Raw genomic sequence first — 17,272 nt, 5'->3', positions numbered from 1 at the left:
GCTGCCGGCCTACGGGCTCGAGGAGGAGTACGAGGTCGTCGACAGCTCCACACCGGCCATGCTCACCGAACTCAAGCGCGCCTACGCGGAGAAGATGCAGCGCACAGCGACGGCGCGGTCGCACGACGTGCGCGCGCCGGGTCACGGATCAGCCGTTCGGGTAGGCCCAGGCGTTCGGCTTGCAGTGGATCCCGTCGTGGTCCAGGAACTTGGTCTGCTGCTGCATCACCGGCGCCAGCCCGCCGTCCTGGGAGCACTCCACGTGCCCGTACCCGAGGCGGTGACCAACCTCGTGGTTGATCAGCATCTGCCGGTAGGAGTGGATGCGACGGTCGCCGTAGGTCTCGGAACCCCGCGCCCAGCGATAGGCGTTGATCATCACCCGGGACGTCGAGGCCGAGTCGCAGGAGACGTTGTCGATGGTGGTGTCCAGGCCGGACTTGGCGCACCACTCGGCGGTGGTGCCGGGACTGGCCAGGGTGATCACGAAGTCGGGGCTCTTCCCGCCGCCCGCCGGGACCCGCTTGAAGGCCAGCCCGTCGTGTGCCCAACTCCGCCGGTCGTTCAGGGTCCTGTGCACGGCATCGGCGAACAGCTGCCCGTCCAGGCCGAGTTCGTCCTCGACGTCGACCCGGTAGGTCCACTCCTGGCGGGGCGGCGCGTCCTGGTCCGCCGCCGGGGGTTCGTCGGTGCCCGGCACGGCGGTGAAGGAACCCGGTCCCTCCAGCGTCGGGCTGAGGTCGTAGACGAGGCCCATCCGCTGTTTGTAGGTGAGCCCGTCCAGGTTCCAGGCGGACGGCAGCGGCGAGGGCTCCGTCGCGCCCAGCGGCTGCCCCTTCTGCGCGTCCCCGGCGGGCGCCCCGGCCGCCTGCGCGCCGGTCGCCGAGGCGGACCGGTCGGCCGCCACCTGCTCGGAGACCGTCACCCCCAGCACGACCAGCACGGCCACCGCGAGCGCGCCGGTGAACAGCCGGCCCTTCACCCCGCGCCTCGGGCCCACCGGACGTGCGGACCGGAACTCCGGCGGCAGCGGGGGCAGTTCGCCGTCGCCGTCACCGCCGTCATCCCCGCCGCCGGGGGTGTGCGCGAAGCCGCCGTGCCCCGGACCTCCGGGGTGACCGGCGTCCTCCACGAAGCGCGGGCCTTCCGGGCCGGGCCGGCGGGGGTGACCGCCGCGGTCGTCCAGCGTGTCGTAGTAGGGGGCCGGCTGCCCGTACCCCGCGGAGCCCTCGGCACGGCCCACCCGATCCCGGGGCTGGTCGGCCCAGGTCTGCGGACCCTCCCACTCGGGCCGGGGGTGCGGACCCTCCCGCTCGGCCCGGGTCTGCGGGCCCTGCCGCTCGGGCCGGCCGTACTCCTCGGGATGGCCGCCGCCCACGGGCGCGGGCGCGCCGCCCCGGCCGTGCGTCACGCCGGTCCGCCCGGACGGACCCTGCTCCGGCGCGGGCCGCCCGCGCTCCGGCTCCGGCGCGGGCCGCTCCCGCTCCGGCCGCCGCGCGGGCTCCCACGGGCTCCAGGAGTCCTCGGCGTCGAGGGGTTCCCCGGTCCCGGCGGGAGGCGCGGGTGCCGCGCCCCGCCCCTCGCGGGCGGCGGCGGGCGCCGCCGACGAACCGCGCGCGGCATCTGCGGGCCTGGCCGGCCCCCGGCGACTGTGCCGTCCCACGCGCTCCCTCAGCTTTCGGTTTCCGTCACGGCCAGGACATCGTCTCGCTCGCCCGGACGGCGCCCTCGCGCCTCCCCGCCGGCCGGCCGGGCATCGGCTCCGGCGTCGGCGAGGAACTCGCGGAAGGCACGGGCGACCGTGTCCGGACACTCCATCATGGCCACATGTCCGGCCTCCGGCAGGGCGAGGAGCCGCGAACGGCGGAACGCGCGGGCCGCCCGGCGGGCCATCCGGAACGAGACCAGCCGGTCACGGCCCCCGTAGACCAGCAGGGTGGGGGCGTCGACCCGTTCGGCGTGTCGCCAGAGCCGGTGCCGCCCCGCGAGGGTGTACGCGTCCACGATGCCGCGGGCCGAACGGGCCATGGCGTCCCAGAAGTAGGGGAGCCGCTGACGCCGTTCCATCTCCGCCACCGCCGCGGCCAGCCCCGCCTCGGTCACCCGCCCGGGGTCGCCGTAGGTCAGGGCCAGCACACCGCGCACCCGCTGCTCGGCCGTCCACTCACGGGTGAGCCGGGTGAAGAGCGCGGCCACCCCGGGCAGCGCGAGCAGACCGGTCGGCACCGCGCCGCGCTGCACCCGCAGCTCGGGCAGCGCCGGGGAGACCAGCGTCAGCGTGCGCACCAGGTCGGGACGGACCGCCGCGACCTTGGTGGCGACCGCGCCGCCCAGGGAGTTGCCGAACAGGTGCACCGGACCGCGCCCGGAGGCCTCCAGGTAACGGACGACGGCACGGGTGTGGCCGGTGATCGAGTAGTCGCCGTCGTCCGGCGGCGGGGAGTCGCCGAAGCCGGGCAGATCCACGGCCTCGCAGTCCAGCACGTCCTCCAGCAGCGGCATCAGCGCGGACCAGTTCTGCGACGAGCCGCCCAGGCCGTGCACGAACAGCGCGGGCTCGGCGCCGTCGGCGGCGTGCTCGCGGGACCGGACCGTGAGGGTGACGCCCCGCAGCGCGACCGACCGGATCCGCTCGCCCTCGGCGGGCCGGACCGGCGCCACCCGCGGCAGGACGTCGCCCGCGGGCGGGACAGGCGGGAGATCGGTCGAAGACATGCGCCAATGTTACGAGACGATCACGCCCCGCCAGGCTCACCCGCGGCCCCCGGTGGTGTGTGGGCGGTCACAACGCGCGCGCCGGTGTGACGGCGGCGGGGCCGGGCACACATCCGCACGCGGAGGCATCGCGCCTGCGCCGGGTGTCTCCTAGGCTCGATCCCACAGGGCACCCCGCCCCCGGAGCGGTCCGCCGCGCCGGGGGGAGGCGAACGGAACGCAGGTACCACCGAAGGGAGCCCCACATGCCCGTCGACCCGACCGACCCGGAGACCTTCGTCCACGAGGAGGAGCGGGAGGAGGAGCGGGAGGAGGACGTCCAGGAGTTCGGCGTCGAGGCCCCCGAGCACGACGCGGCCGAACAGCTCGCGGACGTCCGTCCCGTGCGGGACGAGCCGGTCCGCGGCGAGGCCGCCGACCGCGCCGCCGAGGCCGACCTCGCCGAACAGGCGAGGGTGGTGGAACTCGACGAGGACGACTACCGCTGACACCGCCGGCCTCCCGGCCCGCCCCCTCGACGGGGGAGAAGACGGCCCGGACGGGACCGGCGGCGGCCGGTCCCGTCGCCCCGGTCCCGGGGGCCGCTCGCGCCCCGGTGAAAATCTCCGGTCGCGCACCCCACAGGTCGGTTACCGAAAAGTACGATGGTGGGCGGCGCACACCGCGCAAGGACGATCATGGGAGGCGGCGTGACAGCCATCGAGCAGACAGAGGCGGCACGCCCGCGCGGCACCCGGCTACCGCGCCGGGCCCGGCGCAACCAGCTTCTGGGGGCCGCGCAGGAGGTCTTCGTCGCCCAGGGGTACCACGCCGCGGCCATGGACGACATCGCCGAGCGGGCCGGCGTCAGCAAGCCGGTGCTGTACCAGCACTTCCCCGGGAAGCTCGAGCTCTACCTGGCCCTGCTGGACCAGCACTGCGCGGCGCTCATCGAGTCGGTCCGCGCGGCGCTCGCCTCCACCAGCGACAACAAGCAGCGCGTCCGGGCCACCATGGACGCCTACTTCGCCTACGTCGAGGACGACGGCGGGGCCTTCCGGCTGGTCTTCGAGTCGGACCTGACCAACGAGCCGGCGGTCCGCGAGCGCGTGGACAAGGTGACGAACGAGTGCGCCGAGGCGATCTGCGACGTGATCGCGGAGGACACCGGCCTCTCCCGCGACGAGTCGATGCTCCTCGCCTCCGGCCTGGGCGGACTGGCCCAGGTGGTGGCCCGCGCCTGGCTGCACAGCGACCGCAGCGTGCCGCGCGACAAGGCGGTGCAGCTGCTGGCCTCGCTGGCCTGGCGCGGCATCGCCGGTTTCCCGCTGCACGGCAGCGAGAACGCCTGAGCGTTTCGCAGGCCCGCCCCGGGGCAGCGGCACCCCGGGGAACGCCCCGCCTGGACTAATGTGTGCCGGGTACGGCGCGGACGAGAGCGGAATGGTCCGCGCACCACTGACCGTCGGAGGGACATGGCCGTGGAGGTCAAGATCGGCGTGCAGCACGCGCCCCGCGAGATCGTTCTGCAGAGCGGTCAGAGCGCCGAGGAGGTCGAGCGGCTCGTGGCCGAGGCGCTCGCCGGCAAGTCGGCGCTGCTGACCCTGGTGGACGAGCACGGCCGCAAGGTCCTGGTCCCGGCGGACCGTCTCGCCTACGTCGAGCTGGGCGAGCCGGCTCCGCGCAAGGTGGGCTTCGGCGCGCTGTAGCCCACAGCGGGTCCGCCCGCGGCAGGCATGCGGAAGTCCCCGGAGTCGTACGCGACGTCCGGGCGACGCACGGAAAGGGGCCGGACGGCCGGTGAGCCGTCCGGCCCCTTCGCGTGTGCGGGCGGACCTGTGGGGGTAGTCACACCGGGACCGCTCGCACGCCCCGGAGAAGGGACCCCGCCATGTTCTACCTCTCGGCGTCGGCCTCGGTGCTTCTCGGGCTGCTGCTCGCCACCGCGGCCGTCCACCGGCTGCCGCACCGGCTGCCCCGGGCCGGCGTGGTCCTCCCGACGGGCGCGGTCGGCGCCCTGGCCGGCGCCCTGATCACCCAGGCCGCCCTGGCTCCCGCCGAGGCCGCCCCGCTGCTGCTGGGCGCCGCCGCGCTCTCGGTCGCGTCGGTCTCGCTCCTGCTGCGGACGGGGCGGACACCCCGCCGCGGCGCCGCGGCCGGCAACCCGGCGGCCTGACCGGGGCAGGACCCGCCCTGCCGGGCCGGGCCCCCGCGTCCGTCGCCCCGCCGGGGCCCAGGCCGCCAGGCTCAGGCGGCCAGGCTCAGGCGGCCAGGCCCAGGGCCGCCATCCGCTTGGTGTGCGCCTCGGTGATACGGGAGAACATCCGGCCCACCTCCGCGAGGTCGAAACCGTCCGCCACACCGCCCACCAGCATGGTGGACAGCGCGTCCCGCTCCGCGACCACCCGCTGCGACTGGGAGAGCGCCTCGCCCATCAGCCGCCGCGCCCACAGCGCGAGGCGCCCGCCGACCCGCGGGTCGGCCTCGATGGCCGCGCGCACCTTCTCCACGGCGAACTCGGCGTGCCCGAGGTCGTCCAGCACCGCGAGCACCAGCTCCCGGGTGTCGGAGTCGAGCCGCACCGCGACCTCGCGGTAGAAGTCGGCCGCGATCGAGTCGCCGACGTACGCCTTGACCAGGCCCTCCAGCCAGTCCGACGGGGCCGTCTGCCGGTGGAAGCCGTCCAGGGCGGCCACAAAGGGGACCATCGCCTCGTCGGGGTCGGCGTCGATCTCGGCCAGCCGCGCGCGCAGCCGGTCGAAGTGACCGAACTCGGCGGCGGCCATCTTGGCCAGCTCGCCCTTGTCGGCGAGGGTCGGCGCCATCTTCGCGTCCTCGGCGAGCCGCTCGAACGCCGACAGCTCGCCGTACGCGAGCGCTCCCAGCAGGTCCACGACGGCGGCGCGGTACTGCGGGTCTGCGGAGGCCTGCTCCCAGGTCTGCGCGGCGACCCTGGAGGTCGCGGCGTCCGGGGCGGGGTCGGTCTTGCCGGTGGCGTTGTCAGGCGTCGTCATGAAACGAACGATAGTCCGCCCGCCCGCTCCCCCGGCCGTCACCGCCCGTCCCGGCGGCGGGGGCCACCCGGGCCGCGAGCCGGTCACGCGGCGGGACCGGGAGTGAGTCCGGAATGTGAGGAGCACAACGTCACCGAAACGACCGTCGCATGTGCGCGTTTCCGGGGTATGGTGGTAATGCGCTCGCCCCTATCCGGCGGGCCGCACGAATGAGGATGCCCGGTCGGTGGCCCGATCGGCTCCGACCCGACAGCCCTCCTCGCCCGCGCGCTCCTCGCGTACGGCCACGGAGGGGACCCTCAGCGGTACGAGCGCTGGAGCGTCCGCGTGGTCCCGTGCCACAGGCCCGTCCCCCGAAGCAGGGCCGACGACGTCCTTCCGGTTCGGTACGGCCGTGCTCGGCACGGTTGACCCCCGCGCTCGCCTCGCGCCGCGCACACAGAAGAGGCAGCACCCTGACTACCACGTTCCGCGATCTCGGAATTCTCCCTGAGACGGCCGAAGCCCTCGAGGCGGTCGGCATCGTCACCCCCTTCCCCATCCAGGAGATGACGCTCCCGGTGGCCCTGTCGGGCTCGGACGTCATCGGCCAGGCCAAGACCGGCACCGGCAAGACCCTCGGCTTCGGTCTGCCGCTCCTGGAGCGCGTCACCGTCCCCGCCGACGTGGAGGCCGGACGCGCGCGGCCCGAGGACCTGACGGAGGCGCCGCAGGCGCTGGTCGTCGTCCCCACCCGCGAGCTCTGCACCCAGGTCACCAACGACCTGCAGACCGCCGGCAAGGTCCGCAACGTCCGCGTCCTGGCGATCTACGGCGGCCGCGCCTACGAGCCGCAGGTCGAGGCCCTCAAGAAGGGCGTCGACGTGGTCGTCGGCACCCCGGGCCGCCTGCTGGACCTGGCCGGACAGAAGAAGCTCGACCTCAAGCACGTCAGGAGCCTCGTCCTCGACGAGGCCGACGAGATGCTCGACCTCGGCTTCCTGCCGGACGTCGAGAAGATCATCAACATGCTGCCGGCGAAGCGTCAGACGATGCTGTTCTCGGCCACCATGCCGGGCGCGGTCATCGGCCTGGCCCGCCGCTACATGTCGCAGCCGACCCACATCAGCGCCACCTCGCCGGACGACGAGGGCAAGACGGTCGCGAACACCAAGCAGTTCGTCTACCGCGCGCACAACATGGACAAGCCGGAGATGGTCGCCCGCATCCTGCAGGCCGAGGGCCGCGGACTGGCGATGATCTTCTGCCGCACCAAGCGCACCGCCGCCGACATCGCCGAGCAGCTGCAGCGCCGCGGTTTCGCCGCCGGCGCCGTCCACGGCGACCTCGGCCAGGGCGCCCGCGAGCAGGCGCTGCGCGCCTTCCGCAACGGCAAGGTCGACGTGCTGGTCTGCACCGACGTCGCCGCGCGCGGCATCGACGTCGAGGGCGTCACGCACGTCATCAACTACCAGTCCCCCGAGGACGAGAAGACCTTCCTGCACCGCGTCGGCCGCACCGGTCGCGCCGGGGCGAAGGGCACCGCCGTCACCTTCGTCGACTGGGACGACATCCCGCGCTGGCAGCTCATCAACAAGGCGCTGGGGCTGGGCTTCAACGACCCGGTGGAGACCTACTCGACGTCGCCGCACCTCTTCTCCGACCTCGGCATCCCCGAGGGCACCAAGGGCGTCCTGCCGCGTTCCGAGCGGACGCGTGCGGGTCTGGGCGCCGAGGAGATCGAGGACCTGGGCGAGCCGGGCGGGCGCAAGGGCGACCGTGACCGCGGCCGGGGCGGCCGGGGTCGTGGACGGGACGAGCGTCCGTCGGAGGCGGCTCCCGCCGCTGAGGGCGAGCGCGCCCCGCGTACGCCGCGTCGCCGCCGCCGCACCCGTAACGGTGCGCCGGTGACCGCGGTCGACGCCGCCACGACGGCCGAGGCTCCGGCCGCGGCGCAGGCCGTGGCCGCCGCCGCTCCCGCCGCCGAGGCGGCCGTGGAGACGGCGGAGGGCGCGACCGCCGCGCCGCGCCGCCGGCGCCGGACCCGTGGGGGCGCAGCCGAGGAGGCCCCCGTGGTGGAGGCCGCGACGGTGGTCGAGGAGACCGCCGCCGCCCCGGCCGAGGCCGCCCCGAAGCGCCGCACCCGCAAGACCGCCGCGCCCGCGGAGGCCACGGACAGCGCCACGGACACCCCCGAGGCCGAGGCCGAGGCCAAGCCCCGCCGCCGCACCCGCAAGGCCACCACCCCCGCCGAGACCGCGGTGGACACGGCCGAAGCCACCGAGGCCGCCCCGAAGCGCCGCACCCGCAAGACCGCCGCCCCCGCGGAGGCCACGGACAGCGCCACGGACACCCCCGAGGCCGAGGCCGAGGCCAAGCCCCGCCGTCGCACCCGCAAGGCCACCACCCCCGCCGAAGCCGCGGTGGACACGGCCGAAACCACCGAGGCCGCCCCGAAGCGCCGCACCCGCAAGACCGCCGCCCCCGCGGAGGCCACGGACAGCGCCACGGACACCCCCGAGGCCGAGGCCAAGCCCCGCCGCCGCACCCGCAAGGCCACCACCCCCGCCGAGACCGCGGTGGACACGGCCGAAACCACCGAGGCCGCCCCGAAGCGCCGCACCCGCAAGGCCGCCGAGGCCGCGCCGACCGCCGAGATCCCCGCGCAGGCGGGCGAGGAGGCGGAGAGCAAGCCGCGTCGCCGTACGCGCAAGGCCGCGCAGCCGGCCGAGCACTGACGTCCGGCACCACGACGGCCCGGTTCCCCTCGGGGGAGCCGGGCCGTCGGCGTTCCCGGAACCGCTCGGTAACCTGACCGCCATGAGCAGGCCCGACACCTTCACTCCGCCGCCCGGTGCGCGGGCGTACCGACTCACCACCTCCCGGGGCGCGTTCGCCGCGATCGAGATGCCCGCCGCCCCGGGCGTCCCGCACCGCGGCACCGCCCTGCTGCTGCCCGGATACACCGGCAGCAAGGAGGACTTCATCGCCCTGCACGCCCCGCTGGCGGCCCGCGGCTACCGGACGGTCGCCGTCGACGGCCGTGGCCAGTACCGGTCCGAGGGCCCGGACCACGACGAGACGGCGTACGCCCGCGAGGAGTTGGCGCAGGACCTGCTCTCCCAGGCTCACCTCCTGGCCACGGAGTCCGGGACCGGCGTCCACCTGCTGGGCCACTCCCTCGGCGGACAGATCTCCCGCGCCGCCGTGCTGCGGGACGCCTCCCCGTTCCGCAGCCTGACGCTGATGTCCTCGGGCCCCGCCCGCATCTCCGCGCCCCAGCAGCAGCGCGTCACCATGCTCCGCGGCGCGCTCGCGTCGATGTCGATGGAGCAGGTGTGGGACGTGATGCAGGCCATGGAGGCCACCGCCGCCCCCGAGGAGCTGGCCGAGCAGCCCGACACGGCGCTGCTGCGGGAGCGCTGGCTGCACACCCGTCCGGCCCAACTCATCGCGACGGGGCGCCAGTTGTGCGAGGAGCCGGACCTGGTGGACGCACTGGCCGGGGTGGGCCTGCCCTGCCACGTGCTCTCCGGGTCGCACGACCACGTCTGGCCGATGGACCAGTTCGACGAGATGGCCGTCCGGCTCGGCGCGCGGCGCACCGTGATCGAGGGCGCGGAGCACTCCCCCAACGTGGACCGTCCGGCGGAGACGGCCCGCGCGATCGCCGACTTCTGGGACGAGGCGGCCACCGGCTGAGCCCCGCCCCCGCCGACGCGCGGGACGGGCACGGGGCGGCGGCCCGGGTTCAGCGCTGGGCGCGCAGGCGCTCCCAGAAGCCGTCCCGGAGCGCCCTGCGCAGGTCGGACTGGCCGCGCAACGAGTACCCGAGCAGCCCCTCCGCCTGGACCAGCAGGGACTGGTCGTCGGAGCCGGGCAGGTACGGCTGCTCCGCCAGGAGCGCGTCCATGGGTTCCGGGCCGCGCTCGGCCAGCCACCGGGCGGCGATCTGGGCGCCCACGAACCGCACGTCCTCCCAGGTGGGCCGGACCGCGCCCGCCTCGTGCGCGACGGTGACCCGGCGGGAGACGTAGGGCTTGAGGAACTGGACGTCCAGGGTGCGCTGGCTGTCGACCTCCCAGAGCAGCGGCTCGGCCTGGTTGCGTCCGTCCGGGGCCTCGACGCCCCACAGGTGCACCCGCGCGCCGTACTCCTGGGCCGCCTCCACCGCGGGCACCAGGTCCTCGTCGCCGCCGAGCAGGGCGGCGTCGGTGATGGCGCGGTGGCGGGCGAGGGCCTCCAGGTCGGAGCGGATCAGGCCGTCGACGCCCTTCTGCTGGTTGTTGGCGTTGAGGTTGCCGAGGCGCACCTTGACGTCGGGGAGCTCGGCGATGGCCTGCTGCTCGGCGGTGTGGATGCGCCGGCGGGCTCCGTCGTACCAGTACACCCGCAGCAGCCTGCTGTCCTGGAACAGCTGCGCGGCCCGGTCGATGAGCGCGGCGATCACGCCCTCGGTGTCCAGCTCGAAGGCCCGGCGGTCCTCGGTGCCCACCACCAGCCGCCCGGCGGCGGCGTAGAGGTAGCCGGCGTCGACGAAGAGCGCGTGGGTGGACCGCGGCGCGGACTGCGCCTTCACCACCGCGGCGAGAACCTGCTGGAGCATCCGGTTGGTGCTCTCGATGCTTGCGGTCAGCGCCGCGAGGTCGTCATTCATACCGGTCCCCATTGTCCCGGCGGTCACGGAGCGGACACAACCGGTCTCACCCGGTTCACACCTCGGCTGCACATGGGCCAGGACAGGGCGGGTAACCGATCAATACTTAGGCGGCCGAAAATTTTGCTTAGCTAGGGAATCTTCCCGCCCGGTTCGGGTGTTGTACCCGGTACATACCGACGTGGGAAGGGAGAAGCATGCGCTTCGAGATTCTGCGTCTCGACGACGTGAGCGGCCTGCCGGTCGACACCACCGTCGTGGACGCCGCCTCCGTCAACGGGATCGTCCAGCAGGCCGCGGCGATCGGCCAGCGCCTCTGGATCCGTCCGGCCGAGACCTCGGCCTCGTAACGACTGACGACGCCCTCGGACCACCGCGGCCCGGTGGGCAGCCTCCCCCGTGGAGGCTGCCCACCGGGCCGCAGTGCTGTTCCCCGGCGGGCGGGCCGGTCAGGCGCCCTGGACCACCTGGGTCACGCCGTTGATGATCTGCTGCACGGCGATCGCGGCGAGCAGCATGCCCGCCAGCCGGGTCACCAGGACCACGCCGCCCTCCTTGATCACGCGGATCACCAGCAGCGAGTTGCGCATGACCAGCCAGATCACCACGTGGATCGCCAGGATCGCCGTCCAGACGGCGACCTGGGAGCCGACGGTGCCGGCCTTCTCCACGGCCAGGATGACCGAGACGATCGCGCCGGGACCGGCCAGCAGCGGCATGCCGAGCGGGACCAGGGCGACGTTGACGTCCTTGGTCTGCTGCGGCTCGTCGGTCTTGCCGGTCAGCAGGTCGAGCGCGACCAGCAGGAGCAGCACCCCGCCGGCGATCATCAGGGCGGGCACCGAGATGTGCAGGTAGTCGAGGATGCGCTGGCCCACCAGGCCGAAGACGGAGATCACGCCGCCGGCCACCAGCACCGCCTGGAGCGCCATGCGCTTCTGGACGGCCGCGGGCCGGCCGGCGGTGAGGCCGAGGAAGATCGGGGTGACCCCCGGGGGGTCCATGATCACGAAGAGGGTGAGGAAGAGGGAACCGAAAACGGCGATGTCGAACACGGTGAATGGCCTTGCGGGTGGTGCGGAACGCCGCCGTCCGGCCGGGTCCGGGCAGGACGCGGCGCCACGCGGCGCGGGATGAGGGGATGCGGGCGGGCCCGGACGCGGCGGGACGCAGGAGGTCCGGCCGGGTCAGGCGGTGGCGGGTCCGCCGGCGCCGGGCACGGGGAACGCGCCCCAGGCCCGGCGGATGATCTCGCCGTAGACCTCGGGGTCGGTGAGGTTCTCGCCGAGGACGCAGGTCTTGCGGGTGCCGTGGTAGTCGGACGAGCCGGTGGCCAGCAGGCCCAGCTCGGCGGCGAGGCCGCGCAGGCGGGCGCGGGTGGCCGGGTCGTGGTCCATGTGGTCGACCTCGATGCCGTCCAGGCCGGCCTCGGCCATCGCGGCGATCGCGGACTCCGGCACGGTGCGGCCGCGCTTGGCGGCGCCCGGGTGGGCGAAGACGGCGACCCCGCCGGCGGCCTTCACCAGTCGGATCGCCTCGATCGGGTCGGTCTCGTGCTTGGGCACCCAGACGCGGCCGCGGTCGGCCAGCCAGTGCCGGGTGAAGGCCTCGTCCACCGAGTCGACGACGCCGAGCTCGACCAGGGCCGTGGCGACGTGCGGGCGGCCCACCGAGCCGTCGCCGGCGATGCGGGCGACCTGCTCCCAGGTGATGTCGACGCCCAGCTCGCGCAGGTTGGCCACCATGGAGCGGGCGCGCGGCACCCGGTCGTCGCGCACCAGCTCGCGCTCGGCGAGCAGCGCGGGCTCCTCGGGGTCGAACAGGTACGCCAGCAGGTGCATGCTGATGCCGTCACCGGGGTCCGCGCCGGGTTCGCCCCAGCGGCAGGAGAGCTCCGCGCCGGTGACCAGCGTCAGCCCCTCGGGGAGGGCCGCCAGCGCCTCGGCGTGCCCCCGGGTGGTGTCGTGGTCGGTCAGCGCGACGACGTCCAGCCCGGCCGCGGCGGCGGCGCGCACCAGCTCGGCGGGGGTGTCCGTGCCGTCGGACGCGGTGGAATGGCAGTGCAGGTCGATGCGCACGGCGACTCCAGCGGACGAGGGTTGGCACGGACGGGGCAACACCAGGATAAGGGGTCGTCCGAGTGGGTGACTCTTACCGCCCCCGCGTCACGCCCCACGAGGAGCCCACCGGCCCGCCGCGAACCGGAACGGCCAGGTCAGGGGGACAGGAGCCGGGGGGAGAGGGCGCCGCACGGCACGAGTTCGATCTCCGCGCCCGCCTCGCGCAGGTCGGTGAGGACCAGCTCCTCGTACATCAGCAGCCCGGACCGCTCGGGCCAGACCACCGCCCACAGCCACATGCCGAGGGCCTCCCCCGCGAACACCGCCCGGTCCTCCGGAGCGCCCTCCACCACCCACAGCGGGGTGGGACGGCCGGCCGCGTGCACCTTGGCCTGGGCGGGCTTGCCGATGTCGATGCGCGGGCCGGGATCGGGCCCGTCGATGCCCGCGTACCGGGCGCCGAGGCCGACGCCGAGCTCCTCGGCGATCAGGATGAGCTCGCCCACCCCGCCGAGCGGCCCCGGACCGGAACAGGCGACCGCCGAGGCGCGGCCTCCGCTGCGGTCGTCGCCCGCGCTGGCCACGCCGGTGAAGAGCCAGCCGACCGGGAGGGGCCACGGCATCCAGACGGGGACCCGGGTGCGGTGCACCACCACACCGAGGGCCTCGACGCTGGGCGGGATCACGGGCTGCACCGGATGCACCGGTCCGTGCGCGTCGCACTGCCACGCGTCGGCGAAGAGTCCGGGAGCCCTGACCCGGCCACCGCACTTCGGGCAACTGGGTTCGCCCCTCATAAGGTCCCACGGTCCTCCCCCGACCGCGCCGCGTCAAGGACGATCACCCGTCCGGCGGGCGGAGGCCGTGCCGCACCCGGCGCCGCCCCCCCGCGGCGGCGTCGACCGCCAGAGCCAAGTGGCCGTATCCGGCCATCCGTTGGGCACTCGCCCGGGTGACTTCCGTCACCTGCCGTGGCCGGTGGCGACCCGCGGCGACCGGCCCGGGGTCAGTCGAGGGCGACCGACCGGCGGGCGGGGTCGCGCAGGTCGGTGCCGCGGGCCAGCCACCGCTCCTGCAGCGCCTGCGCGCCGTGCACCCGCTTCCAGGCGGCCTCGTTCGGCGTCATCGGCAGCAGCGGCAGGAAGCGCACCGGGTCCAGCGGCTCGTCCAGCTCCAGGTCCTCGACCAGTCCCCCGGGCTCGCCCACCAGGACGGAGGTGAAGGGGGCGCCCGGCCACAGCGGCTCGCCCACGTCCAGCGACCCGCCGGGCGCCACGACCACCCCTTCGACCTGCGGGGAGGCGGCGAGCACGGCCAGCGGGCGGAGCACCTTGTCGGTCTCCGCGAGGCCGCGCCGCACGGACAGCACCAGCTCCGCCCGCGGCCCCTTCACCGGGTCCGCGACCATCGCCGTGGGGTCGTTCATCGGGTGGGCGGACATGCCCAGGGTGGCGTAGCGGACGACGTCCTCCCCGGTGAAGCGGAGCACCTCGACGCGGTCCGTGCCGAGGAAGGTCACGGCGGCCCGCGCGTCGGGTTCGCCCAGCGCCGTCCGCAGACGCGCCTCTACCAGGGGAAGAACATCAGCCATGCGGCGAGCATAGAACCCGTCCGGAACTCACCCGCGGTGGGCGAGCGGACACCTTGACAGTCACCTCGGCTGATAGTCTTGCCGGAGTTCGGGACAGCACGCCAAGCGTCGCGATCGAGTCCCGACGCCAGTCATACCCCCCTGAGAGCAGCCCCTGCGCGCTCTCCCGCAGGGGATGGATCGTCCCTCACGAGGGACCGGCCGGAGGAGGTGGGGCTGCGATGGACCGAAGTCGACCGTGCAGTACCACCCGCTCTTCCGGCCGCTGACGCGGCTCCGGCGTTCTCCACGCGTCCACCGCCCGCCCTGCGGGCCCGGCGGCGGCAGCACACCCCCACGCGCCGGGGAAGAGCACTTCGTTTCGTTCGCCTGATCTCTTCGATCTCCTCGATCTGCAGCATCAGCAACGAAAGCTCGAACGCCGCGACGGTGCGGTGCTCCCCGTTCCGCGGACGTGCCCGATCCTCCGACCCGCACGTCCCCGTCCCCCAGGGTTCCAGGGGAGCTCACCCGTCGGCGGTCCGTCCTTTCGTTGCCCGAAAGCGAAGGAGCCCCGCCATGTCGATGATCCGAGACCTGCGCGCAGCGGTCCGCCCCTCCGAGCGCGTCGCCCGCTCGGTCCGCATCCGGCCCTCCCGGCGGGGTGCCGCCACGCTGGCCCAGTTGGACCCGGCGGCCCTCGCCGTCCCCGACGTCCCGTCCGCGGTCGTCGACTGCGGCGTCTACCGCGACGGGCACCGCGTCGACGCCGACGGCGTCATGAAGCCGCAGGAGGCGATGCGGGCGGCCCGGCGTGACGGCGGCTTCGTGTGGATCGGCCTGCACGAGCCCACCCAAGACGAATTCGCGGGCATCGCCGCCGAGTTCGGGCTGCACCCGCTGGCCGTGGAGGACGCCGTCCAGGCCCACCAGCGGCCCAAGCTGGAGCGGTACGACGACAGCCTGTTCACCGTCTACAAGACGGTCCACTACGTCGAGCACGACCGGCTCACGCCGGACAGCGAGGTCATCGAGACCGGCGAGATCATGTGCTTCACCGGCCGGGACTTCCTGATCACCGTCCGGCACGGTAGCAAGGGCTCGCTGCGTGCCCTGCGGCGCCGGCTGGAGGAGAACCCGGAGCTGCTCGAGAAGGGCCCCTCGGCGGTGCTGCACGCCATCGCCGACCACGTGGTCGACGGCTACCTCGCGGTCGCCGACGCGGTGCAGGACGACATCGACGACGTGGAGACCGAGGTCTTCAGTCCCGGCCGCCGCGGCAGCGCCCCGCGGGGCACCGACGCGGGGCGGATCTACCAGCTCAAGCGCGAGGTGCTGGAGTTCAAGCGGGCGGTGGCCCCGCTGCTGCGGCCGATGCAGCTGCTCAGCGAGCGGCCGATGCGGCTGATCGACCCGGACATCCAGAAGTACTTCCGGGACGTCGCCGACCACGTGGCCCGCGTGCAGGAGCAGGTCATCGGGTTCGACGAACTGCTCAACTCGATCCTCCAGGCCAACCTGGCCCAGGCCTCGGTCGCCCAGAACGAGGACATGCGCAAGATCACCTCGTGGGCGGCGATCATCGCCGTGCCGACCATGGTCTGCGGGGTGTACGGGATGAACTTCGAGCACATGCCGGAGCTGAACTGGAAGTACGGCTACCCGGTGGTCATGGGCTTCACGGTGGCGATCTGCCTCGGCATCCACCGCACCCTCAAGCGCAACGGCTGGCTCTGAGCGCGCCGCGGGCGCCTCGCTACGCTGCTGCCATGACGACCGAGCTGTTCGACCGTGCCCTCGTCGAGGAGGCCGCGAAGAAGTCCGCGCTGGTGTGGGTGCGGGGGGCCGGCGGGGGGAGCCCCGAGCGGGCGCTGTGGCACGTGTGGCACGACGGGGCGGTCTGCGTGGTCGGCGACGGCCCCGGGGAGCAGCCGCTGCCGGGGCTGGCCGACGGAGGCCGGGCGGTGCTGACGCTGCGGAGCAAGGACAAGGGCGGGCGGCTGGTGTCCTGCCACGCCGCGGTCGCCGAGGTGACCGCGGGAACCGCCGCGTGGGACGAGGCGGTCGGCGAGCTGAAGGGCAAGCGGCTGAACGCGGCGGACGGCGAGGCGATGCCCGCGCGCTGGGCCCGCGAGTGCCGCGTCCTGCGCCTCACCCCGGTGGGCCAGGCCCTGCCCCCGTCCTCGGGGGACCTGGCAGCCGTGCCGTCCCCCACGCCGGCCACCACGCGCGAGCCCGTGCCGGCGGCCCTCCCCCGCCTCCTCCTCCGCCGCGGGCGGCGCTGAGCGGACGCGCACGGCGGGGTCCGGGGGGCCGGTCGCGGGGCCGGGCCGGTCGCGGGGTCCGGGGGGCCGGTCGCGGGTCCGGGGCCCGGGCGCCCTTACGTCTCGGGAAGGTCCTGGCCGTAGTCGACCTGCTTGCTCTTCGGGGGTTCCTCGAGGGCCAGCTTGTGGTTCCAGTCCGAGAGGCGGAGGGTGCCGCCGCCTCCGGGGCGTTCGAGGCGGACCGGGAACGGCGTGCCCTGCAGCGAGACGTCCAGGCGGCCGCCCGCCCCCTCGTCGACCTTGAGCCGGATCGTGCGGACGTCGTCGACCTCGTGGTAGTCGTCCTTGGCCAGCTTGCCGTCGAGGTCGAGGAGCCCGTCCAGCAGCAGGTCCATGTCCGTGAAGCCGCTGAACCGCTGGTAGGCGGGGTCCTTCTCCGGGACCTTCACGTACTTGCCGTCCAGCTTCTCGGCCGTCGTGCCCTCCAGCCCCTTGCCGTCGCCGCCAGCGGCCTGGTTCCAGAAGTCGGCCCCGGCCTGGAGGTACAGGTCCTCGCCGACCCGCAGCAGCCCGAAGGTCGTGCCGCCGGAGGTGACCTCGCCCTGACCGCCGCCGTCGGACAGCTTCATGTCCAGTTCGACGCCGCCGTCCTTGGTGATCACCGTGCCGGACAGGTGCACCGACCGTGCCGAGTCGACCGCCTTCATCGCCCGGCTGCGGATCTGACCCGGCTCCAGCTTCCCGACGCCGTTGGTCCCCTCGTCCGGGTCGGACCCGCACCCGGTGAGCCCCGTGGTCGCCAGGACCAGTGCGCAGACCGCCGCCGCGCGGGCGGCCGTGCGGGTACGACGCTGGGGGATCGGGGTCACAGGCGCGGCTGCCTCTCATCCGGTTTCTCGACGGGCTGGAGGCAGCGTACCGGTGGCTCGACGGGGCACACGGAGGCAGTCCGTCCGGACCCCTCACCAGGGCGTACCGGACCGGTACGGGCTAGCCTGATCCCCGCCCACTGCGGCGTTTCCGGGCAACTCGGG

At 74.4% G+C, this 17,272-nt stretch carries 18 protein-coding genes; 9 read left to right on the top strand and 9 right to left on the bottom strand.

What is annotated here, in order from left to right:
• Nucleotides 1–148: 148 nt before the first annotated feature.
• Both ABZ836_RS02545 and ABZ836_RS02540 read right to left on the bottom strand, forming a co-directional pair.
• Nucleotides 149–1,663, bottom strand: coding sequence for a DUF3152 domain-containing protein (locus tag ABZ836_RS02545; RefSeq protein ID WP_361138505.1), 1,515 nt, complete (start codon nucleotides 1,661–1,663; stop codon nucleotides 149–151).
• Between the two features lie 8 nt (nucleotides 1,664–1,671).
• Entirely contained in the window at nucleotides 1,672–2,715 is a 1,044-nt protein-coding gene (locus ABZ836_RS02540) for an alpha/beta hydrolase (RefSeq protein WP_356130367.1), read from the bottom strand.
• Between the two features lie 245 nt (nucleotides 2,716–2,960).
• Between ABZ836_RS02540 and ABZ836_RS02535 the strand changes: the two genes are divergently transcribed.
• From ABZ836_RS02535 to ABZ836_RS02520, 4 genes are all read left to right on the top strand, one after another.
• On the top strand, nucleotides 2,961–3,203 hold the full coding sequence (locus tag ABZ836_RS02535; RefSeq protein ID WP_356130365.1) for a hypothetical protein: 243 nt from the start codon (nucleotides 2,961–2,963) through the stop codon (nucleotides 3,201–3,203).
• Between the two features lie 201 nt (nucleotides 3,204–3,404).
• Nucleotides 3,405–4,046: a TetR/AcrR family transcriptional regulator gene (locus tag ABZ836_RS02530; protein WP_361138501.1), complete on the top strand. Its 642-nt coding sequence runs from the start codon at nucleotides 3,405–3,407 to the stop codon at nucleotides 4,044–4,046.
• A gap of 129 nt (nucleotides 4,047–4,175) precedes the next feature.
• The gene (locus ABZ836_RS02525; protein ID WP_351114827.1) at nucleotides 4,176–4,403 is read left to right on the top strand and encodes a DUF3107 domain-containing protein; all 228 of its coding nucleotides are present in this window, start codon (nucleotides 4,176–4,178) and stop codon (nucleotides 4,401–4,403) included.
• Between the two features lie 182 nt (nucleotides 4,404–4,585).
• On the top strand, nucleotides 4,586–4,870 hold the full coding sequence (locus tag ABZ836_RS02520) for a hypothetical protein (RefSeq protein ID WP_361138498.1): 285 nt from the start codon (nucleotides 4,586–4,588) through the stop codon (nucleotides 4,868–4,870).
• A gap of 85 nt (nucleotides 4,871–4,955) precedes the next feature.
• Here the strand turns inward: ABZ836_RS02520 and ABZ836_RS02515 are convergent, their stop codons facing one another.
• Entirely contained in the window at nucleotides 4,956–5,708 is a 753-nt protein-coding gene (locus tag ABZ836_RS02515) for a ferritin-like fold-containing protein (protein ID WP_361138495.1), read from the bottom strand.
• Nucleotides 5,709–6,256: 548 nt separating this feature from the next.
• Here ABZ836_RS02515 and ABZ836_RS02510 point away from each other — a divergent pair.
• On the top strand, nucleotides 6,257–8,425 hold the full coding sequence (locus ABZ836_RS02510) for a DEAD/DEAH box helicase (protein WP_361138492.1): 2,169 nt from the start codon (nucleotides 6,257–6,259) through the stop codon (nucleotides 8,423–8,425).
• A gap of 82 nt (nucleotides 8,426–8,507) precedes the next feature.
• Complete coding sequence (locus tag ABZ836_RS02505; protein ID WP_356130356.1) at nucleotides 8,508–9,389, top strand: alpha/beta hydrolase; 882 nt, start codon at nucleotides 8,508–8,510, stop codon at nucleotides 9,387–9,389.
• Nucleotides 9,390–9,438: 49 nt separating this feature from the next.
• Here ABZ836_RS02505 and ABZ836_RS02500 read toward each other — a convergent pair whose 3' ends face one another.
• Complete coding sequence (locus tag ABZ836_RS02500) at nucleotides 9,439–10,344, bottom strand: NYN domain-containing protein (protein ID WP_361138487.1); 906 nt, start codon at nucleotides 10,342–10,344, stop codon at nucleotides 9,439–9,441.
• A 197-nt stretch (nucleotides 10,345–10,541) separates the two neighbouring features.
• On the opposite strand from ABZ836_RS02500, the gene ABZ836_RS02495 reads away from it, so the two are divergent.
• The gene (locus ABZ836_RS02495) at nucleotides 10,542–10,694 is read left to right on the top strand and encodes a hypothetical protein (RefSeq protein ID WP_356130353.1); all 153 of its coding nucleotides are present in this window, start codon (nucleotides 10,542–10,544) and stop codon (nucleotides 10,692–10,694) included.
• Nucleotides 10,695–10,793: 99 nt separating this feature from the next.
• Here the strand turns inward: ABZ836_RS02495 and ABZ836_RS02490 are convergent, their stop codons facing one another.
• The 4 genes from ABZ836_RS02490 to ABZ836_RS02475 form a co-directional block, all read right to left on the bottom strand.
• Nucleotides 10,794–11,399 carry a MarC family protein gene (locus tag ABZ836_RS02490; RefSeq protein ID WP_356130351.1) on the bottom strand — a complete coding sequence of 202 codons (606 nt, stop codon included), beginning with the start codon at nucleotides 11,397–11,399 and terminating at the stop codon, nucleotides 10,794–10,796.
• Nucleotides 11,400–11,531: 132 nt separating this feature from the next.
• Nucleotides 11,532–12,422 carry a PHP domain-containing protein gene (locus ABZ836_RS02485; RefSeq protein ID WP_356130349.1) on the bottom strand — a complete coding sequence of 297 codons (891 nt, stop codon included), beginning with the start codon at nucleotides 12,420–12,422 and terminating at the stop codon, nucleotides 11,532–11,534.
• A gap of 137 nt (nucleotides 12,423–12,559) precedes the next feature.
• Complete coding sequence (locus tag ABZ836_RS02480; RefSeq protein ID WP_356130347.1) at nucleotides 12,560–13,201, bottom strand: DUF6758 family protein; 642 nt, start codon at nucleotides 13,199–13,201, stop codon at nucleotides 12,560–12,562.
• A 209-nt stretch (nucleotides 13,202–13,410) separates the two neighbouring features.
• Complete coding sequence (locus tag ABZ836_RS02475; protein ID WP_356130345.1) at nucleotides 13,411–13,995, bottom strand: suppressor of fused domain protein; 585 nt, start codon at nucleotides 13,993–13,995, stop codon at nucleotides 13,411–13,413.
• 558 nt (nucleotides 13,996–14,553) lie between these two features.
• On the opposite strand from ABZ836_RS02475, the gene ABZ836_RS02470 reads away from it, so the two are divergent.
• Together ABZ836_RS02470 and ABZ836_RS02465 are read left to right on the top strand one after the other, a co-directional pair.
• Entirely contained in the window at nucleotides 14,554–15,711 is a 1,158-nt protein-coding gene (locus ABZ836_RS02470; protein ID WP_356130344.1) for a magnesium and cobalt transport protein CorA, read from the top strand.
• A gap of 32 nt (nucleotides 15,712–15,743) precedes the next feature.
• Nucleotides 15,744–16,259, top strand: a complete 516-nt coding sequence (locus ABZ836_RS02465) for a hypothetical protein (RefSeq protein ID WP_361138481.1) — start codon at nucleotides 15,744–15,746, stop codon at nucleotides 16,257–16,259.
• 95 nt (nucleotides 16,260–16,354) lie between these two features.
• Here ABZ836_RS02465 and ABZ836_RS02460 read toward each other — a convergent pair whose 3' ends face one another.
• Nucleotides 16,355–17,107 (bottom strand): hypothetical protein, encoded by a 753-nt coding sequence (locus ABZ836_RS02460; RefSeq protein ID WP_356130341.1) that lies wholly within the window; start codon nucleotides 17,105–17,107, stop codon nucleotides 16,355–16,357.
• Nucleotides 17,108–17,272 lie beyond the last annotated feature (165 nt).

Origin of the sequence: Streptomyces sp. NPDC047130, from assembly GCF_040643475.1 — a bacterium.
GTDB lineage: Bacteria > Actinomycetota > Actinomycetes > Streptomycetales > Streptomycetaceae > Streptomyces.
This window is presented reverse-complemented; position numbering and strand designations above follow the sequence as displayed.

What these genes read in the sequence shown, in the direction of transcription:
- ABZ836_RS02540 (WP_356130367.1), bottom strand. Translation starts at nt 2,715, where the DNA reads ATGTCTTCGACCGATCTCCCGCCTGTCCCGCCCGCGGGCGACGTCCTG.
- ABZ836_RS02535 (WP_356130365.1), top strand. Translation starts at nt 2,961, where the DNA reads ATGCCCGTCGACCCGACCGACCCGGAGACCTTCGTCCACGAGGAGGAG.
- ABZ836_RS02520 (WP_361138498.1), top strand. Translation starts at nt 4,586, where the DNA reads ATGTTCTACCTCTCGGCGTCGGCCTCGGTGCTTCTCGGGCTGCTGCTC.
- ABZ836_RS02515 (WP_361138495.1), bottom strand. Translation starts at nt 5,708, where the DNA reads ATGACGACGCCTGACAACGCCACCGGCAAGACCGACCCCGCCCCGGAC.
- ABZ836_RS02510 (WP_361138492.1), top strand. Translation starts at nt 6,257, where the DNA reads ATGACGCTCCCGGTGGCCCTGTCGGGCTCGGACGTCATCGGCCAGGCC.
- ABZ836_RS02505 (WP_356130356.1), top strand. Translation starts at nt 8,508, where the DNA reads ATGAGCAGGCCCGACACCTTCACTCCGCCGCCCGGTGCGCGGGCGTAC.
- ABZ836_RS02500 (WP_361138487.1), bottom strand. Translation starts at nt 10,344, where the DNA reads ATGAATGACGACCTCGCGGCGCTGACCGCAAGCATCGAGAGCACCAAC.
- ABZ836_RS02495 (WP_356130353.1), top strand. Translation starts at nt 10,542, where the DNA reads ATGCGCTTCGAGATTCTGCGTCTCGACGACGTGAGCGGCCTGCCGGTC.
- ABZ836_RS02480 (WP_356130347.1), bottom strand. Translation starts at nt 13,201, where the DNA reads ATGAGGGGCGAACCCAGTTGCCCGAAGTGCGGTGGCCGGGTCAGGGCT.
- ABZ836_RS02475 (WP_356130345.1), bottom strand. Translation starts at nt 13,995, where the DNA reads ATGGCTGATGTTCTTCCCCTGGTAGAGGCGCGTCTGCGGACGGCGCTG.
- ABZ836_RS02470 (WP_356130344.1), top strand. Translation starts at nt 14,554, where the DNA reads ATGTCGATGATCCGAGACCTGCGCGCAGCGGTCCGCCCCTCCGAGCGC.
- ABZ836_RS02465 (WP_361138481.1), top strand. Translation starts at nt 15,744, where the DNA reads ATGACGACCGAGCTGTTCGACCGTGCCCTCGTCGAGGAGGCCGCGAAG.